We start from the raw sequence: 16,935 nt of genomic DNA, 5'->3' as shown, positions 1-16,935 counted from the left end.
CCAACCATCGGCATATCTTCACGAAAGGCAAGACAATGGCAGAAATCACCATCACCGAAGCAGACCAGCGCCGCAAGGAGGCCCAGCTGCTCGATGTCCGCGAGGACTTCGAAGTCGCCGAAGGCATGATCCCGGGCGCCATCCACATCCCCATGGGCGAGCTGCAGGCCCGCCTGGCCGAGCTGGACCCGAAAGTTCCGGTCATCGCCATCTGCCGCAGCGGCAACCGCAGCGCCCGTGTGGCCGATGCCCTCAACGGTGCCGGCTTCACCGCGGACACCATGGACGGCGGCATGATCGCGTGGACCCGCGCGGGCCTGCCCACCACCTGACCCACCCCTGACCCGCACCACGCAGCCCCACAACCCGGAGGAACGGTACGCACATGGCAACCATCGACATCACCGAAAAAACCCTCGCCGAAACGCTGGAAACCAACGACATTGTCCTGATCGACTTCTGGGCGGGCTGGTGCGGCCCCTGCCGCATGTTCGCACCCACCTACGAGGCGGCCTCGGAGAAGCACCCCGACGTGGTCTTCGCCAAAGTGGACACCGAGGCGGAACAGGCCCTGGCCGCAGCGGCCGGCATCACCTCGATCCCCACGCTGATGGCCTTCCGTGACAAGACGCTGGTCTTCTCGCAGCCCGGCGCGCTCAACGCGGCCGGCCTGCAGCAGGTCATCGAGGGCGTGAAGAACCTGGACATGGCCGGCGTGCGGGCCCAGGCGGCGCAGCCGCAGGCCTGACGGAAACCTGGGGTCCGGTCTGATGCGCACCATCGCCGCGGATGATCTCGCTACACGCTGGCCCGGCGCAGCGATAGTGGATGTCCGCGGCAGGGATGAATACGCCACGGCCCATATTCCGGAAACCGTCAACATCCCGCTGGATGAGCTGGCCTCCCGCCTAAAGGACGTGCCGAACAGCACTCCCGTTTACGTCCTCTGCGGATCGGGAAAGCGCAGCAGCCAGGCGGCCGGGCTTCTTTCCGGGCGGGGCTACGACGTCGTCAACGTCGCCGGCGGCATCACCGAGTGGTACCGCGGCGGACATCCCGTGACCTATGCCCCGCCACCGGCGGACACCCCCTCCCGCGGCCGCTGGCGGTCCCTCGCGGACCGGCTTCGCGGGCGCCGGACGGCTTCCTCCTGAAGGGAGGAACCTCCGCACCAGCCGCCTTGCAAGATACCCCCCGGGGTATTATTGTTGTTAGTAGTCAACCGGGGTTTCCCCGCCGCTTTGCGAAGGAGAGCACATGCTTCTGGAACGTATTTATGATGAGGATCTTGCCCAGGCCAGCTACCTGATCGGCTGCCAGGCCAAGGGTGAAGCCGTGGTGGTGGACGGCCGCCGCGATATTGCCGTGTACCAGGAACTGGCGGCGAAGAACGGCATGAAGATCGTGGCCGTGACCGAGACCCACATCCACGCCGATTACCTCTCCGGGACCCGTGAGCTGGCCGCGGCGACTGGTGCGAAGATTTATGTCTCCGGTGAGGGCGGGCCGGACTGGCAGTACGGGTTCGAGGGGGAGCGGTTGTTCGACGGTGACACGATCACCCTGGGCAACATCACCATCAAGGCCCTGCACACCCCCGGGCACACCCCGGAACACCTGGCGTTCCTGGTGACGGACGGTGCGTTCAGTGACCAGGCCGGGTACCTGCTCTCGGGGGACTTTGTGTTCTCCGGGGATCTGGGCCGCCCGGACCTGCTGGACGAGGCCGCCGGCGGGGTCGACACCCGGTTCGTGGGGGCCAAGCAGCTGTTCGCGAGCCTGCGGGATAAGTTCCTGGCCCTGCCCGATTATGTCCAGGTCCACCCGGCCCACGGCGCCGGCAGCGCCTGCGGAAAGGCCCTCGGGGCGATCCCGTCCTCCACGGTCGGCTACGAGCGGCTCTACGCCTGGTGGGGCCCCTACCTCGCCGCGGACGATGAGCAGGGCTTCATCGACGAACTCCTGGACGGCCAGCCCGACGCGCACGCCTACTTCGGGCGGATGAAGCGGGAGAACCGGGAAGGCCCGGCCGTGATGGGGGAGCGCGCACCCCTGCAGGAACTGGACCTCGACACGGTCGCCAAGGACCTGGCAGCGGATAAGGTCACGTTCATCGACACCCGTTCGAACGATGCGGTCCACGAGGGCACCGTGACCGGGGCGTTGAATGTTCCGGCCGGGAAGTCCGTGGCGAGCTTCGGCGCCTGGGTGGTGAACCCGGAAACCGATCCGAACCCGCTGGTGCTGCTGGCCCCGGACCAGGAAACCGCGCAGGAGATGTGGGACCACCTGGTCCGCGTCGGCATCGACAAGGTCGCCGGGTACGTCACCGGGATCGAAGGCCTGCCGACCAGTGTCCCGAAACTGATCCAGCCCGAGGAGCTCGAGGGCTTTGACGCTGCGATGGTCCTGGACGTGCGGAACAAGACCGAGCACAAGGCCGGGCACATCCCGGGCTCGTACCAGCTCAGCGGCGGCCGCGTGATGTGGCACCTGGACGAACTCCCCGCCCAGGGCACCATCGTGTCCTACTGTCAGAGCGGGGTGCGGAACTCCGTCGCGGCCAGCGCACTGCGCCGGGCCGGGTACGACGTCGTCGAACTCGACGGCAGCTACGCGGCCTGGACCGCGCAGCAGCAGGCACCGGCAACCGTCTCCGCCCGCTAACCCCACCACTGACCCACCCCACACCGCTGGCGGCGGCCCCCACCAGGGCCGCCGCCAGCGTCTTGTCCCCGACCCTGTGGAGAACCATGACGTCCCGCAACACCGACTCCCTGCGACACAGGTCCGGCCGCACCGGCATCACGCTGGGCCTGCGGCAGAACCTGGGCCAGTTCATGCTCCTCGTGGCCGTCAACGCCCTCGTCGGAGGCACCCTGGGCCAGGAGCGCACCGTGCTGCCGCTGCTGGCCGGGCAGGTCTTCCAGCTGGACCTCTACACATCGGCGCTGACCTACATCCTCGCTTTCGGCGTCGCCAAGGCCGCCACCAATTACTTCGCGGGCACCCTGTCGGACCGCTACGGCCGCAGGCCCGTCCTGATCGCGGGTTGGGTCATCGCCCTGCCCGTCCCGCTGATGCTGATCCTCGGTCCGAGCTGGGGCTGGATCGTTGCCGCCAACGTGATTCTCGGCATCAGCCAGGGCCTGACGTGGTCCACCACCGTCGTCATGAAGATGGACCTGGTGGGCCCCTCCCGGCGGGGCCTGGCCATGGGCCTGAACGAAGCGGCCGGCTATCTCGGTGTCGCCGGAACCGCCCTGGCCACCGGCTACATCGCCGCCACTTACGGACTGCGGCCCGGGCCGTTCCTGCTGGGCGCTGCCTACATCGCACTCGGGCTGGGGCTGTCGGTCTTCGCCGTGAAGGAAACGCAGGGCCACGCCCGCCTTGAAGCGGCCAGCCACACCATCGCCCACGCCGCAGCCCACGGACACCTGGGCAACCGGGAAATCTTCACCCTCACCAGCTTCCGGGACAAATCACTGTCCTCGGTCAGCCAGGCCGGCATGGTCAACAACCTCAACGACGGCCTCGCCTGGGGCCTCTTTCCCGTCCTGTTTGCCGCCGCCGGGCTGACCATCGAAAAGATCGGCATCCTGGCCGCTGTGTATCCTGCGGTCTGGGGTGCCGCACAACTCTTCACCGGCGCGCTGTCGGACAAGTACGGCCGGAAATGGCTGATCGTGGCCGGCATGCTCGTCCAGGCCGCCGCCCTGGCGATGATCGCCGTCGGCCAGGACTTCGGAATCTGGCTGGGCGCAGCCGCCCTCCTGGGCCTCGGCACGGCCATGGTGTACCCCACCCTGCTCGCGGCCATCGGTGATGTGGCGCACCCGGAATGGCGCGCCCGCTCGGTGGGCATCTACCGGCTGTGGCGCGACGGCGGGTTCGCCGTCGGCGCGCTGCTCTCCGGCATCGTCGCCGACGCCTACGGCATCCCGGTCGCTGTCGCCGTCGTTGGAGCACTCACCGCACTGTCGGGAATCCTGGTGGCCATCCGCATGCGCGGCACCGACCACCACCCGGCCGCTGCCTGACCGGGAGCTACGCCAGTCCGGCCGCGACGCGTACGCCCCGGACCCTGCGCAGGCGGCGGTTCCGCGCGTACACGCGGGAACGCTCGCTGGAGAGGGCGATGATAAGGAGGATATCCAGGGACAAGCCCAACAGGTTGGTGCCGAAGTCGACAGGCGGGCCACCGCCCAGGACGCTGGCGGCCTGGGCGGTGATGGCAACCGCGCTGAGCAACATGGCCACCACCCTGGCCACGTTTCCGCCCCGCAGGACACCCCAGGCCAGGGCAAGCTCGCCGAGGCCGAACAGCGCCAGGACGGCCGCAGTGGCCGGCACCAGCCCGTCCGGTTCTGCTGACGCGGCGGAATTGCCGCCAGCCAGCAGGGAGCCGGCCAGCAGGGAGCCAGCCAAACCAAGGGCAGCGATGCCGCGCCAGAACACGAGCACACCGCCGAACAGGGTGGGGGCCGGCCGCTCGTTCCGGCCCGCCGCAGGCGTGCGGGGCGGCCCTGCCGGTACTCCGGCCAGCCGCGTGAGATCGACCACCGGCAGGTCCCCGTCGGTGGAAATCGTGTCACCGCCTCCATTGCGCGCGTGGTACCCGGTCGAAAAATCCCGGATCACCGTGACTTCGGCCTCGGGCACGGCCGTCTTCAGCGAGGCCAGGACGTAGTCCCTTTCGTCGTCCGTGTTCTCCTCGATCTTGTGGGTAATCTGCAGCGTGAACAGCGACAGCCCGACGGACCGGTCGTACGTGCCGGCGGCCAGCCAGCCCACCCTGGCGCCGCCCGGCAGCGCCCAGCCTGGCGGGCAGTGCCAGAAACGGATGTGATGCCTTTTGCCCGGGCTCCCGCCCACCTCCTGCTGGTAGGCAAAGTCCTGCTGGCGGCCAAAGATGAACAGCGGGCTCACCGGCGCCTCGTCATAACTGCGCCGGGTCAGCGTCGAGCCGATGATCCGCCGGCTGCTGGTCAGATTGACGTCGTCAGCCCGGGTCCAGCCCGCCCGGCGCATGGCGGCGTGGATCTGGTCTTCGCTCCCGAGCAGGGCCACGTTGACGGGGTCGCCCAGCAGGCCGTCGCTGGTCCGGGCCCGGCCTATGAAGTAATCAGGCAGATAAATCCTGGTCAGGATCCGGTGCACCCGGGGCAGAACCAGGTATGCCAGGGCGGCCCAGAAAACTATCAGGAACCAGGCCATGCCCCACCGCAGGCTTTCCTCGAGGAGTAAGGTGGCCAGCCAGAGCGCGGCCACGCCGCTGAAGACAAACAGTGCCGTGTCCAGCGCGGCGGCCGGGTTCCACGGAATCCGGCGCAGCATTACAGGCGCTTTCCGCCGGTTTCCGCTCCGCGCGGGACCACCGTGACGGAGGAGACGAGTTTCAGCCCGGGGTGCATGTGGTCGCCGCCCTCCACCACGCCGGACTGCCACCACAGTTTAAGCCCCTCGGGCGCGGCTTCCAGGCAGGCGAGGTTGTTGTCGAACCACGGCCCCTTGACGCCGGACCAGCGGAACGGCGGGTCCGGGACCTTTGCCGAGCGCGCCACAAGGGCGCCCACGGGCGTGGCCAGGCCGTAGGACATGACGGCGGCAAAGGACCTCATCAGCCGGGGCAGCGGGTTTCGGATGGGGGAGCAGACGGCCTGCACGATCCGGCTGCCCGAGGTGCGCTCCACCTCCGAAACGTAGGAGTAGTGGACGTCGCCGGAGAGGAAGGTGATGGTTTCCGGTGCCGGGCCGCGCTTGCCGTCGGCGACTTCGGTCACCATGCCCGCGACGTCCCGGAAGCTGTTCTGGAAGGCTCCCCAGTGCTCAAGGTCCACGGCCTGGCGCAGCGTTTCGCCGGCCCGGGCGGCACGTTTCCCCCAGGCCCCTTGGGAGATGGCCTCATTCCAGGATTCGACGTAGTGCAGGCCCATCGGCAGCAGGAAGGGCAGCGACGTCGCCACCAGCAGGTGGCGGAATCCGCCGCGCATCCGGTCGTCCAGCCAGTCCATCTCCGCCCGGTCCACCAGGGCGCGGCGGTCCGGAGTCAGGTCCCGGGCCGCGCGGGAATCCACCACTATGAGCCTGGTGTCCCCGAAATCCCTGCAATAGCTCCACCGGTAGGACCCCGGGTCCTGGTCGGCCCGGTCCGCGAACCGGTCCAGTTCGTCGCTCACATCGATTTCGTCACCACCCGCATGCCTGGTGATGACCTGCCAGATAGCGTCCCCGGCGCGTTCCTGCGGGGACATGTTGCCCAGGTGCTGGTAGACCCAGTACGAGGCCAGCCCGGCGACAATCCGGCCGTGCCACCAGGACGTCGCTTCCATCTCCTTTTTCCAGCTAAGAGACGTGTTCCAGTCGTCACGGATGTCGTGGTCGTCGAAGATCATGGCGCTGGGCAGCGTGGAGAGCAGCCACCTGTTCGCGGGGTCAGACCACGCCAGGTAATAGAGGTGGGCGTATTCCTCGTAGTCCTTGAGCTCCTCGCCGGGCGGTTCCTTGATGTCGCGCCGGGCGCGGATGAACTCCTGCATCTGCTCGCTGGTGAGGTCGGCATACACCTGGTCGCCGAGGAAGGCCACCAGGTCCGGCCAGGGCAGGTCGCCGCCGGACGCCATCGCCAGGGCATAGGCCCGCAGCGAGTCGACGCCGTGGGTCCGGTTGCCCGATTTGTCGTGCGGGACGCTGGTCCGGCAGGAGCCGAAGGCCATCCGCAGCGGCTTGCCCGGCTGCAGCGTCGCGATCATCGACGGCGGAAACGGAAACGGGAACACAGCCCCGGAATCGGGCCACGCCTGCGTGCCGTTGATGTCGAGGGCGTAGGGCGTGACCGTTCCCGGCTCCAGCCCGTCCAGCTCCAGCAGTGCGTAGTGGTGACCGTGAACGGCAAACGTGCCGGCCTCCCAGCGCCGGCCGCCGGCGCGGATGGAGACCCGGGCGGCAGACCGGGTCTCCACCCAGACACTCGCGGAGGTCTCATCCACGTACCGAATCATCGGGCCGAGCACGAGGGGAGAGGTAGCCATGACTCATTTGTACCCGCTGGGCACCGCGCACGGCCATGGCCTGCAGGAATTGATCAGGTGGTGGGTCCGCACGTCCAGCGGTCAGCCCCGGGCGGCCGCGTAGGCCGCCGTGGCGTAGGCCAGGGCGGCGGCCATTTCCTTGAGCAGGTCAGCGTTGGTGTTCTTGATGGTGTCGCAGGCCTCGTGGTAGCAGGGATCCATGACCTTGCCGCTGGTCCCGCCGAAGGCCTGCACCTGGGCTTTGGACTTCTTTTCGGCATCGCCGCTGAACAGCCCGCCGACAGGAATCCCGGCCCGCAGGAACGGTTCATAGTCGGAACCGCCGTCAAAGACCGTGGACTCCGCAGGCAGGGAGACCTCCTTGAAGTAACCGGCGAAGACGTCCTCAATCCTGTCGGAGCCCGACGGTCCGGCATCGCCGAAGTCGGAGCCGTCGCCGTCGTGGTAGGACCGCAGGCCGTTGGGGGAGGCCGCCATGTCCACATTCAGGTACGCGGCGATCTGGTTCTTTTCAGCTTTGCTCAGCTCGTCGACGTAGTGCTGGGACCCGTCGAGGTCGTTCTCCTCGGCGCCCCAGAAGGCGAACACCACCCGGTTGGCCGGGGTGGTCCCGTTTTCCTTCAGCCACTTGGCGGTTTCCAGCACGGCAGCGACTCCGCTGCCGTTGTCGTTGATTCCCGGGCCGTCCTCCACGGAGTCCAGGTGTCCGCCCACCACGACGGTGTTCTCGGCACTGCCTCCGGTCTCGGCGATGATGTTGAAACTTTCCACGTCTTTCCGGTTCTTGCCGCCGCCCTTGTACTTAAACGTCTGCCGGACCGGCGTGTACCCGGCCGCGCGCAGTTGCTCCTCGACGTAGCGGCCGGACTCCTCGTATCCGGAGGTCCCGGACGCACGGTTGCCGTCGTTGTCATCCGCAATCTGCTGCAGCGCCTCGAGGTGGCCCACCAGGTCCCGTGATCCAAAAGCGTCCAGCACTGCCCGGGCATCCACCCCGGCCGCCGGTTCCAGCCGGGGAGCGTCAACATTGGGCTCGACGAACCTGTCTGCCGCGCCGCCGGGCGGGGAACCCGCTGCGGACTCCGACGTGCAGGCCGTCGCCGACAGGAGCAGCACCGCCAGGACCGCAGGAAGGACGTTCTTGCGCAGAGTCAGCATGCGGGGCAACCCATCACTAGTCGGTGCAAGTCCGCGTCCTTACGGTCCGGGAGGCCACGACGCTTGCTCCGGGGCGAAGTGCACCGCCAACAAGTCCGCGGATTGCACTATCGGTTGCGTTTCATTCTCGTGGATCCCGCTGTATCTGCAATAGCGCTTTCCTGTGAAAGTCCTGTGTGAACACCCCTCCTGAATGGTTCGCCCGCAGCGGAGTGCTCCCCGGCGGTACGGCAGTTACGGATAGACTGGCAGGCACTATGGATGACCCTCCTTCACATATGCCCTCGCCCCTCGACTTCCTGACCGGATTCCCGGCCAACACAGGAGAGGGGCGCCCGAATGTATGAATGGATCATGATCGGCGTCGGCCTCATCCTGACGGTCGGCACCGGAATGTTTGTCGCCTCCGAGTTCGCCCTCGTGAACCTGGACCGCAACGACCTGGAAACGCGCCAGGCACGCGGGGAAAAGCGGCTCGCCCCCACCATCAAAGCCCTCAAGATCACGTCGACGCACCTGTCCGGGGCGCAGCTCGGCATCACGTTGACCACGCTGCTCACCGGCTACACGTTTGAACCGGCCATCAGCAAGCTGCTGAGCGGGCCGTTGACGGCCGCCGGGCTTCCGGAATCGCTGGTCCCCGGCGTGGGCGCCGTCGCCGGCATCTTTCTCGCCACCGTGTTCTCCATGGTGATCGGCGAACTCGTTCCGAAGAACTTTGCCCTGGCCCTTCCGCTGGCCACCGCCAAAGTGGTGGTCCCCTTCCAGGCTTTATTCACCGCCGTCTTCAAGCCCGTGATTCTCCTCTTCAACAACACGGCCAACTCCATCATTCGGTCCTTTGGCATTGAGCCCAAGGAAGAGCTCTCCGGGGCGCGCAGCGCGGAGGAGCTGAGCTCCCTGGTGCGCCGGTCGGCGCTGGAGGGCGTGCTCGACGTCGACCATGCCGCGCTGCTGCACCGGACGTTGCGCTTCTCCGGGCACAGCGCAGCCGATGTGATGACGCCGCGGGTGCGGATGGCGACCATCGGATCCGATGACACCGCGGCGCAGATCGTGGCCCTGGCATCCGCCACCGGCTATTCGCGCTTCCCAGTGATCGGGCGGGACCGGGACGATGTCCTGGGGGTGCTGCACGTCAAGCAGGCCTTCGCGGTGGCCCTCGGCGACCGGGAAGGGGTGCTGGCGGCTGATCTGATGATCGAGCCGCTGCGGGTCCCTGAGTCCATGGGGGTGGACACCCTCCTGGGCCTGCTCCGCCGCCAGGGCCTGCAGGTGGCCATCGTCTCCGACGAGCACGGCGGCACCGCGGGCATTGTGACGCTCGAGGACCTCGTCGAGGAGATCGTCGGCGAGCTGGAGGACGAGCACGACCGTGCCCGGACCGGCGTTGTCCGGACCGGCCGCTCGCTGACGTTTGACGCGGCCCTCCGGCCGGACGAACTCCTGGACCGGACGGGCATTACCGTGCCGGATGGCGAAGAATACGACACCATGGCCGGCTTTGTGACGGACCGGCTGGACCGGATTCCGGAGCTCGGTGATGTGGTGGCCATCGACGGCGGAAGCCTGCGGGTGGAGCGTGTCGTGGGAACCCACGTCGAGCGGCTCAGGTTCACCCCGGACGAATCGGCGCAGCCTCCACGGAGTGCGCATGACCGGATCATTGACAACCTCACGCAGGAGCTGACCCATGAGTGAATATCTGCCAGGCATCATCTGGCTCGTCGTCCTGCTGGTGGTCAACGCGTTCTTCGTCGGCGCCGAATTCGCCGTCATCTCGGCACGGCGTTCGCAGATCGAGCCGAAGGCGGAGGCTGGCAGCAAGGCCGCCAAAACCACGCTCTGGGCGATGGAGCACGCCACCCTGATGCTGGCTACCAGCCAGCTGGGCATCACGGTCTGCTCCCTGGTGATCCTGAACGTGTCGGAGCCAGCCATCCACCACCTGCTGGAGATTCCCCTGGGGCTGACGTCCATGTCCGCGGAGACGATCGGCATCGTCGCGTTCGTCGTCGCCCTGCTCCTCGTGACGTTCCTGCACGTGGTCTTTGGCGAAATGGTGCCGAAGAATATCTCCTTCTCCGTGCCCACCCGTGCGGCGCTGATCCTGGCCCCGCCGCTGGTGATGGTGGCCCGCGTCTTCAAACCGGTCATCTGGACCCTGAACGGCATCGCCAACTCGATTTTGCGGCTCTTCAAGGTTGAGCCAAAGGACGAGGCCACCAGCGCCTACACCCTGGACGAAGTGGCGAACATCGTGGAGCAGTCCACCCGGGACGGGATGCTGTCCGACACCAGCGGCACCCTGACCGCGGCGTTCGAATTCACCGCCAAGACCGTGGCCGACGTGGCGGTGCCGATCCGGTCCATGGTGCTCCTGCCGTCCGCCGCCACGCCGGCCGACATCCAGCGGGCCGTCGCCAGCCACGGATACTCCCGCTACATCCTCACGAACGACGACGGCGCCCCCACCGGGTACCTCCACCTGAAGGACGTCATGGACCTGACGACGCCGGCCGCGTTCAACGAAGCCGTTCCCGCCAAACGGATCCGCAAGCTTGCCTCCGCCTTCAGCGGCAGTGAACTCGAAGACGCCCTCGCCGTGATGCGCCGCACGGGAGCGCACGTTGCCCGGGTGTTTGATGCCCACGGCGTCACTACGGGCGTGCTGTTCCTCGAGGACATCATCGAGGAACTGGTGGGTGAGGTCCAGGATGCCACCAGTGTCTGAATTCCGCATACCATCTGATAACGGGACGGCGCTGGACACAGGTGCCGGCCCCATCACGGAAGTTGAGCAGCCATGACAGTTTCCCCCCTTATCTGGACCGCTACCATAGCGGTGATCGTTGCCCTGCTGGCCTTCGACTACTTCTTCCACATCCGCAAGGCCCATGTGCCCACGCTGAAAGAGGCTGCCGCCTGGTCCACGCTCTACGTGGGCCTGGCCGTGGTGTTCGGCATCCTGGTGTGGGTGTTCGGCGGCACGGCGATGGGATCGGAATACTTCGCCGGGTACATCACGGAGAAGGCCCTCTCCGTGGACAACCTGTTCGTGTTCCTGATCATCATCGCCAGCTTTCGGGTGCCCCGGGAAGACCAGCAGAAGGTGCTGCTCTTCGGCATCGTCTTCTCGCTGATCGCCCGCACCGGGTTCATCTTCCTGGGCGCCGCGCTGATCAACTCCTTCGCGTGGGTGTTCTACATCTTCGGCCTGATCCTGCTGATCACCGCCGGCAACCTGCTCCGGCCGGATTCCCACGGCGACGACCACGCCGATAACTTCATGATCAGAATCGCCCGGAAGCTCTTCCACACCACGGAGCACTACGACGGCGACAAGCTCTTTACCATCCAGGACGGCAAGCGGGCGCTGACGCCGATGCTGCTGGTGATGGTCGCCATCGGCGGAACCGATATCCTCTTCGCCCTCGACTCCATCCCTGCCATTTTCGGTCTGACGCAGAACGTCTACATCGTCTTCACGGCGACAGCGTTCTCCCTGATGGGCCTCCGCCAGCTCTACTTCCTGATTGACGGTCTCCTGGACCGCCTCATCTACCTTGCATACGGTTTGGCGGCCATCCTCGCCTTCATCGGCGTCAAGCTGGTGCTTCACGCCCTGCACGAGAACAACCTGCCGTTCATCAACGGCGGCGAACCGGTTCCCGTCATCGAGATCAGCACGGGGCTGTCCCTCAGCGTCATCATCGGGGTGCTGGTCATCACGGTCGTGGCCTCGCTGCTCAGCAAGGCCGGCAAGGCGCAGACGTCGATCAACAACGCCCGCCGCCACGCCGTCAACTACCTCGACCTCGAATACACGGCCGACGCGTCCGAGCGTGAACGCATCTACCGGATGCTGACCGCAGAGGAGGCGCAGATCATGACCATGGACCTGAAGTACCGGAACAAGGCCAAGGACATCGACAAGATCCGCGAGCTGGTGGCCGAAGCGCACCGCCAGCACGAGGAGTTCCTGGCCCGCTGATATGTAGGTCGGGTTGTCAAGAGGCAGAGATGAGCGGCTCCTGGTGTTGGTGGTTCCGGGGGCCGCTCGTGGTGTGCCTCCGGGTGGTGGTGTGAGTGGTGGCGGGTCGTTGTCGACTGGCAGTGTCAGGCTGATATTCGCGGGTTGGTTACCGCATGACGATTTGTTCGGCTGGAGCGTTATCGGTGTCTAGGATCGAGCGTCGACGGTGGGGTCCGTCTGCTCATAGCGGGTTCTCGAGTTAGCTCCGTGTGCTGCCAGCGCTTGCATCACGTCCCCGGGGGGCACGTCTTCTCAGGCTGCGTTCATATGTGTTCCTTGCTGGAGCGGGGCGGCCAGTGACCAGCACCAGCCGGCGAGCTCGCGGGCGATCGCGGTGTTGGCCTTGACGGACATTTTGCGGCGTTCATCGAACGTTTCCCATTTGTGGTGCAGCCGGTGGTTGCCTTCCAGGGCGCGGATCCGGGTTGCCGGGGAGACGTGTTCGAGCTGGCGCAGCAGCCGTTCCCCGGGCCGGGCGTAGGGGCGCCGGTGTTGCCAGGCGGCTTCGATGAGGAGTTTGCGGGCGTAGGTGTTCCCGGCTTTGGTGATGGGGCCTTGGTGGCGGGATTGGCCGGAGGAGTTCTCGCTGGGGACCAGCCCGAGGTAGGAGCCGATCGATGAACCGGTGAAGCGGGTCCAGTCACCGATTTCCGCCGCGAGACCGAACGCGGTCGTGATGCGGATGCCACGCAGGCACATCAATGCCTCAATCACGGGGGTGTAGCGGCAGGCCGCGGCCGTGGCGGCGACCTGCTTGTCGATCCTTGTAAGGTGCCCGGCGAGGAGTTCTGCCTGCTCGACGTCGGTCTCGTAGGTGAACTGCAGTGCCGGTTCGGTAAAGCGTTGGCGGTGCAGCCAGAGGCCGTGTTCCTTTGTCCATCTGGTCTCGTTGGGGTAGCGGATGCCGTGGCGCAGCAGGATGGCGTTCACGTGCTGGCGGGCGTGCGCGAGGTCCTTGGCCGTGCCCGAGCGCAGCCTGGACAGGTCCCTGAGGGCCTCTTCGTCCGGGTCCGGGATCCGAACCTCGGTGACTGAACCGACCGCGAGCATTTCGGCCAGCGCCCGGGCGTCACGCCGGTCGGTTTTAATCCGGTCCCCGGGTGCGCGGAGCAGTTTCGAGGACGCCGCGATGACGCAGTTGATGCCGGCAGCCCGCAGGAAGCGGGCAAGGACGAACCCGGTCGGGCCGGATTCGTAAACGACCTTGACGGGCGGCTCGAACCGGCGGATCCACTCCAGCACCCCGGCCGGGTCAGAGCCCATGGTGTGGGTGCTGATTTCTCCCGTGTCCGGGTTCAGCGCATGGCCCACGACGTTGACCGCGTGAACATCCAGACCAATGAAAGTATGCTCAAACATAGCCGGGACCTCCCAAGCTTCACATGTGGCACTACCATTGCACCCCCGATCAGCCGCAAGGCCAAGGGAGCCGATGATGGCAACCCACGGACCCTGTGAAACAGAAGGCCCCGGCCTCTTGCCTTTTACGTGCAGCCCCGTCCGGGATACAGGGCCATCACAGCCGGGATCAGGTCCTGCAGCGCCCGCCGGCCACAGACGGCACGGATCACACCACAGCCGGCGCTGCGGGACCGCCCGGCGATAATGGCCGGGTCCCGGACGGGGCAGCGCCCAGATCAGTCACTTCATATCGTCTAGGCCGGCAGCGAAGCCGCGGAGATGGCCCCTTGCACCCGGGAGTACACCTCCGACGGCGGCCCGCCGGCAGCAATTCTGGTGAATCCGGCAAACTCCGGGAGGGCGTAGTACGCGTCCCGTAACGATGCCAGGTCCTCCAGCTGCTCGGAGTCGGTGCCGCGGGCGAGGACCCTTGCATGCGCCTCATGCGGGTCAATGTCGAGGTAGATGACCAGGTCCGGCGCAGGGAGCTTCCGGAGGAGCCAGGGCAGGAATCGCCCCCGGGGCAGCCCGTACATTTCACGGAGCGCGAGCTGGCACTGGAGGTGGCGGTCCATGACCACCAGTCCGCGGAAGTTCCGGGCACGGCGGTGGGAGTTCAGGACATTGACCGTGCGGATGGCAGTTTCGATGAAGTCCGCGGCCCGTGGGGGGATTCGACGGCCCAAGCGGGCGCCGATCAGGGACATCACCCGGCGCCCGGCGTAGTTCCGGAGGAGAAGGACGTTTGTCCCGGCCCGACGGGCCGCGTCGACAGTGGCCTCGGCCACCGTCGTCTTACCGGAGCCGTCGATTCCCATGAGTACGATCAGCAAAAAGCAGGCTCCTCGAGGTGGTGTGGCGGTGGGCGGCTAACCGGTTCAACGAACGGACCCTCCGCTTGGTCCCCGTCAGCCCCGGCGTCAGAGACTGTGGGCCAGGAGCTCAAGCCCGATGACCGCGAGGCTCAGCACGACTTCGGCAAGGACGATCACTGCCTTGTGGTGGGCCGGCAGCTCAAGCCGGCGGATGGCGAGGTAGCCGATCACCAGGAGGGTGACGACGAGGACCACGATGGCCCACCGCAGGGCCACTGCCGTGGACCAGAGCCCCAGGCCGGCCGCCAGGAGGAGCAGGAGCGGTGTGACCAGAACGCTCAGCGACCCGGTGCTGACGGCAATCATGGAATTCAGTTCCTGGCCGCTGGGAAGCACCGCATGGACCGTAAGGTGGCTCAGCAGGTCGGCGACGAAGATGCCCAGCAAGGAGCCGACGACGACGATGGTGAGGGTTGCCGCTGCCGCGGCGGGCGTCGTCTCGTCCGCGTGGCTGCTCAGCGCCAGCACCACGGCCAGGGCCGTGAAGCTGATGTAGACGCGCTCCTTGAGGCTCGCGGCACGCTGGCTGGCCGTGGGCTCCGGCCGCCCGGTCTGTCTGGTTGTATCCATAAAGGACCTGCCTTCTGGTGACTATTGCTCAACTGCCGGGAGCCCGATACCCGACGTCCCCGGCCATCCGCAGGGCGTCAAGAGTCTCGTCGACGGTCAGCAGCACGGTGGTTTCGAAGGAGCTCAGCGCACCGCCTCCGGTGATCGCCAGCGCCACAGCGGCCATCGAGACGTTGTCCGGGGCTTCCCACAGGGTGTAGCCGTCGTGGCTGCCGAAGGCGTACCAGAAGCCGTGGAGTTTTCCGCCGACCGATTCGATATACGCCTGGGCCGCCTTGCCGCGGTCTTCGGGGTGGGCAATCATCCTGGCCCAGGTTTCCGGGGTGTAGCTGAACTTCGTCAGGTAGAGCGGCATCGTCTTTCCCTTCGGTCGCTTCCGGGAATGCGGATTACCCTAGGATGGCAGTCTGCCGCCGGGCCAGCAATGCCCCGCAGGTTCAGCGGGAAGCCCGGCGGGCCCGGCGCCAGTCACTCGTCCGGACCGGCCAGGCGTTCCATGAGTGCGTCCAGGATCGGCATTTGGCCTTTGACCAGCTTGATCCGGGCCACGGACTCTTCGACCCACCGGGCGTCGTCGACCTCGGGATAGTTCCGGACCGTCCCGGACCCCCGCGGCCATTCCAGCGGAAAGGTGTTGCTCACGATCTCGGCGGGAGCAAAGTCCGCTTCGGCAGAGAAGACCGTAATGACTTTTCCCGACGGTTGCCGGAAGATGCCCAGGGGAAAGTAGTCGGCGGGCGGTGCGGGGGTTCCTATTTCCTCGGCGAACTCGCGGTGCGCGGCGGCGAGAGGGTCCTCGCCGTCGTCGTATTCGCCTTTGGGAATCGACCAGGCGCGGGCGTCTTTGCGCGCCCAGAAGGGCCCGCCCATGTGGGCGATCCAAACCTCAAGGGCCTGTCCGTCGGGCCGGCGGTACAGCAGGATTCCTGCGCTCCGGACCGTCATTGTCTGCCGCCGGCTGCAGGGAGGAACTGGCGGTTCCTGATCCGTGATGCGCCGAAGGCGATCGACAAGGGCGCAATCGCCAGCGGCCCGCGGCTGCCCGGTTTGGGCCGGCCGACCGCAACGTGCGGGGTCCAGCGGGGATACCGGTACCCGAGGGCCCGCGAGCTGAGGATGAAATCGTCCACGTTGTCCACCACCAGCGCATCCAGCAGTTCGTGCAGGGCAACAACGAGGGAGACCTGATAGGTCCGCACCTGCTCCGGAACCTCGACTTCCAGGCCGCTCACACGCCCGCCGCCCAGCAGGACCAAACGCTCGGACCTCGCGGCGAATCCTTCCAGCACGGGCAGTGCCTCCAGCCAGGCAGCCGTTGCACCGGCGGCCGCATCGGCTGTTGTGGCGCCCTTGGTCCAGTCGGCGATGTCCTGGGCGAAGTCCGCCAGGATCCCGATGTGCAGCAGGGTCAGATGGAGGCCCTGAGGCTTGCGCAGGACATCGACGTGGCGTCCCAAGTTCTCGTAGTCGGAGGCTCCGGAGCCGACGGCGAGCACCGGTACTTCCACCGTGATCCGTGGGGCAGGCTGCATGGTGCCATTATCCACCCGGGGCAAACCAAGGGGCCGACGACGGCTGGGGGAGAGAACCCCGGTCTCAGAGGGTTCTCGAGCGTCGCCGGCCCCGTCCCACGCCGGGCCCCACCGCTCCGGCAAGCAAACGCAACCGGTCCAGCTGCCCGCTGCACCGGGCAGCGGTGCGGACCTACTACTATTCAACACCCTGCGTGCCGCAACGGGGAGGGATATCTCAGGACCGCCGGGACGCGAGGGCCGCAGCGTGGTTTCATCCTTCCCGGGTGACGGCCGGCGCGCACGGCAGCCATAACGTGGATGTACGCCGGAACCGGACCGTCCCCGCG

17 protein-coding genes are annotated in these 16,935 nt (G+C 66.8%); 8 read left to right on the top strand and 9 right to left on the bottom strand.

The annotated features are described in order from the left end of the window. Positions 1–35 precede the first annotated feature (35 nt). The 5 genes from ACTWQD_RS11885 to ACTWQD_RS11865 all read left to right on the top strand — a co-directional run bounded on the left by ACTWQD_RS11885 (position 36) and on the right by ACTWQD_RS11865 (position 4,043). On the top strand, positions 36–332 hold the full coding sequence (locus ACTWQD_RS11885) for a rhodanese-like domain-containing protein (protein ID WP_443196332.1): 297 nt from the start codon (positions 36–38) through the stop codon (positions 330–332). A 53-nt stretch (positions 333–385) separates the two neighbouring features. Then, complete coding sequence (gene trxA / locus ACTWQD_RS11880) at positions 386–748, top strand: thioredoxin (protein WP_443196331.1); 363 nt, start codon at positions 386–388, stop codon at positions 746–748. Between the two features lie 22 nt (positions 749–770). Beyond that, the gene (locus tag ACTWQD_RS11875) at positions 771–1,154 is read left to right on the top strand and encodes a rhodanese-like domain-containing protein (RefSeq protein ID WP_443196330.1); all 384 of its coding nucleotides are present in this window, start codon (positions 771–773) and stop codon (positions 1,152–1,154) included. Positions 1,155–1,257: 103 nt separating this feature from the next. Next, a complete protein-coding gene (locus tag ACTWQD_RS11870; protein ID WP_443196329.1) occupies positions 1,258–2,667 on the top strand; it encodes a rhodanese-like domain-containing protein in 1,410 nt (469 codons plus the stop codon). 86 nt (positions 2,668–2,753) lie between these two features. Beyond that, positions 2,754–4,043: an MFS transporter gene (locus ACTWQD_RS11865; RefSeq protein WP_443196328.1), complete on the top strand. Its 1,290-nt coding sequence runs from the start codon at positions 2,754–2,756 to the stop codon at positions 4,041–4,043. 7 nt (positions 4,044–4,050) lie between these two features. On the opposite strand, the gene ACTWQD_RS11860 is transcribed toward ACTWQD_RS11865, so the two are convergent. From ACTWQD_RS11860 to ACTWQD_RS11850, 3 genes are all read right to left on the bottom strand, one after another. Further along, on the bottom strand, positions 4,051–5,340 hold the full coding sequence (locus tag ACTWQD_RS11860) for an LssY C-terminal domain-containing protein (protein ID WP_443196327.1): 1,290 nt from the start codon (positions 5,338–5,340) through the stop codon (positions 4,051–4,053). Then, positions 5,340–7,034 (bottom strand): alkaline phosphatase D family protein, encoded by a 1,695-nt coding sequence (locus ACTWQD_RS11855; protein WP_443196326.1) that lies wholly within the window; start codon positions 7,032–7,034, stop codon positions 5,340–5,342. The genes ACTWQD_RS11860 and ACTWQD_RS11855 overlap by 1 nt, the downstream gene beginning before the upstream one ends. Before the next feature lie 81 nt (positions 7,035–7,115). Then, the gene (locus ACTWQD_RS11850) at positions 7,116–8,192 is read right to left on the bottom strand and encodes a M20/M25/M40 family metallo-hydrolase (protein ID WP_443196325.1); all 1,077 of its coding nucleotides are present in this window, start codon (positions 8,190–8,192) and stop codon (positions 7,116–7,118) included. 339 nt (positions 8,193–8,531) lie between these two features. Here ACTWQD_RS11850 and ACTWQD_RS11845 point away from each other — a divergent pair, with 339 nt between their 5' ends. From ACTWQD_RS11845 to ACTWQD_RS11835, 3 genes are all read left to right on the top strand, one after another. After that, the gene (locus ACTWQD_RS11845; RefSeq protein ID WP_443196324.1) at positions 8,532–9,893 is read left to right on the top strand and encodes a hemolysin family protein; all 1,362 of its coding nucleotides are present in this window, start codon (positions 8,532–8,534) and stop codon (positions 9,891–9,893) included. Beyond that, the gene (locus ACTWQD_RS11840) at positions 9,886–10,926 is read left to right on the top strand and encodes a hemolysin family protein (RefSeq protein WP_443196323.1); all 1,041 of its coding nucleotides are present in this window, start codon (positions 9,886–9,888) and stop codon (positions 10,924–10,926) included. Before ACTWQD_RS11845 ends, ACTWQD_RS11840 begins: the two co-directional genes overlap by 8 nt. Before the next feature lie 72 nt (positions 10,927–10,998). After that, a complete protein-coding gene (locus tag ACTWQD_RS11835) occupies positions 10,999–12,186 on the top strand; it encodes a TerC family protein (RefSeq protein WP_443196322.1) in 1,188 nt (395 codons plus the stop codon). A gap of 294 nt (positions 12,187–12,480) precedes the next feature. Here ACTWQD_RS11835 and ACTWQD_RS11830 read toward each other — a convergent pair whose 3' ends face one another. The 6 genes from ACTWQD_RS11830 to ACTWQD_RS11805 form a co-directional block, all read right to left on the bottom strand. Continuing rightward, positions 12,481–13,587, bottom strand: a complete 1,107-nt coding sequence (locus ACTWQD_RS11830; protein ID WP_443196321.1) for an IS110 family transposase — start codon at positions 13,585–13,587, stop codon at positions 12,481–12,483. Positions 13,588–13,883: 296 nt separating this feature from the next. After that, on the bottom strand, positions 13,884–14,462 hold the full coding sequence (locus tag ACTWQD_RS11825; protein ID WP_443196320.1) for a dTMP kinase: 579 nt from the start codon (positions 14,460–14,462) through the stop codon (positions 13,884–13,886). 87 nt (positions 14,463–14,549) lie between these two features. Beyond that, entirely contained in the window at positions 14,550–15,074 is a 525-nt protein-coding gene (locus ACTWQD_RS11820) for a hypothetical protein (protein WP_443196319.1), read from the bottom strand. Between the two features lie 28 nt (positions 15,075–15,102). Next, complete coding sequence (locus tag ACTWQD_RS11815) at positions 15,103–15,429, bottom strand: GYD domain-containing protein (RefSeq protein ID WP_443196318.1); 327 nt, start codon at positions 15,427–15,429, stop codon at positions 15,103–15,105. Positions 15,430–15,542: 113 nt separating this feature from the next. Next, complete coding sequence (locus ACTWQD_RS11810) at positions 15,543–16,019, bottom strand: NUDIX domain-containing protein (protein WP_443196317.1); 477 nt, start codon at positions 16,017–16,019, stop codon at positions 15,543–15,545. After that, on the bottom strand, positions 16,016–16,606 hold the full coding sequence (locus ACTWQD_RS11805; RefSeq protein ID WP_443196316.1) for a hypothetical protein: 591 nt from the start codon (positions 16,604–16,606) through the stop codon (positions 16,016–16,018). The genes ACTWQD_RS11810 and ACTWQD_RS11805 overlap by 4 nt, the downstream gene beginning before the upstream one ends. Positions 16,607–16,935 lie beyond the last annotated feature (329 nt).

Origin of the sequence: Pseudarthrobacter sp. 1C304 (assembly GCF_052245515.1) — a bacterium.
Taxonomy (GTDB): domain Bacteria; phylum Actinomycetota; class Actinomycetes; order Actinomycetales; family Micrococcaceae; genus Arthrobacter.
This window is presented reverse-complemented; position numbering and strand designations above follow the sequence as displayed.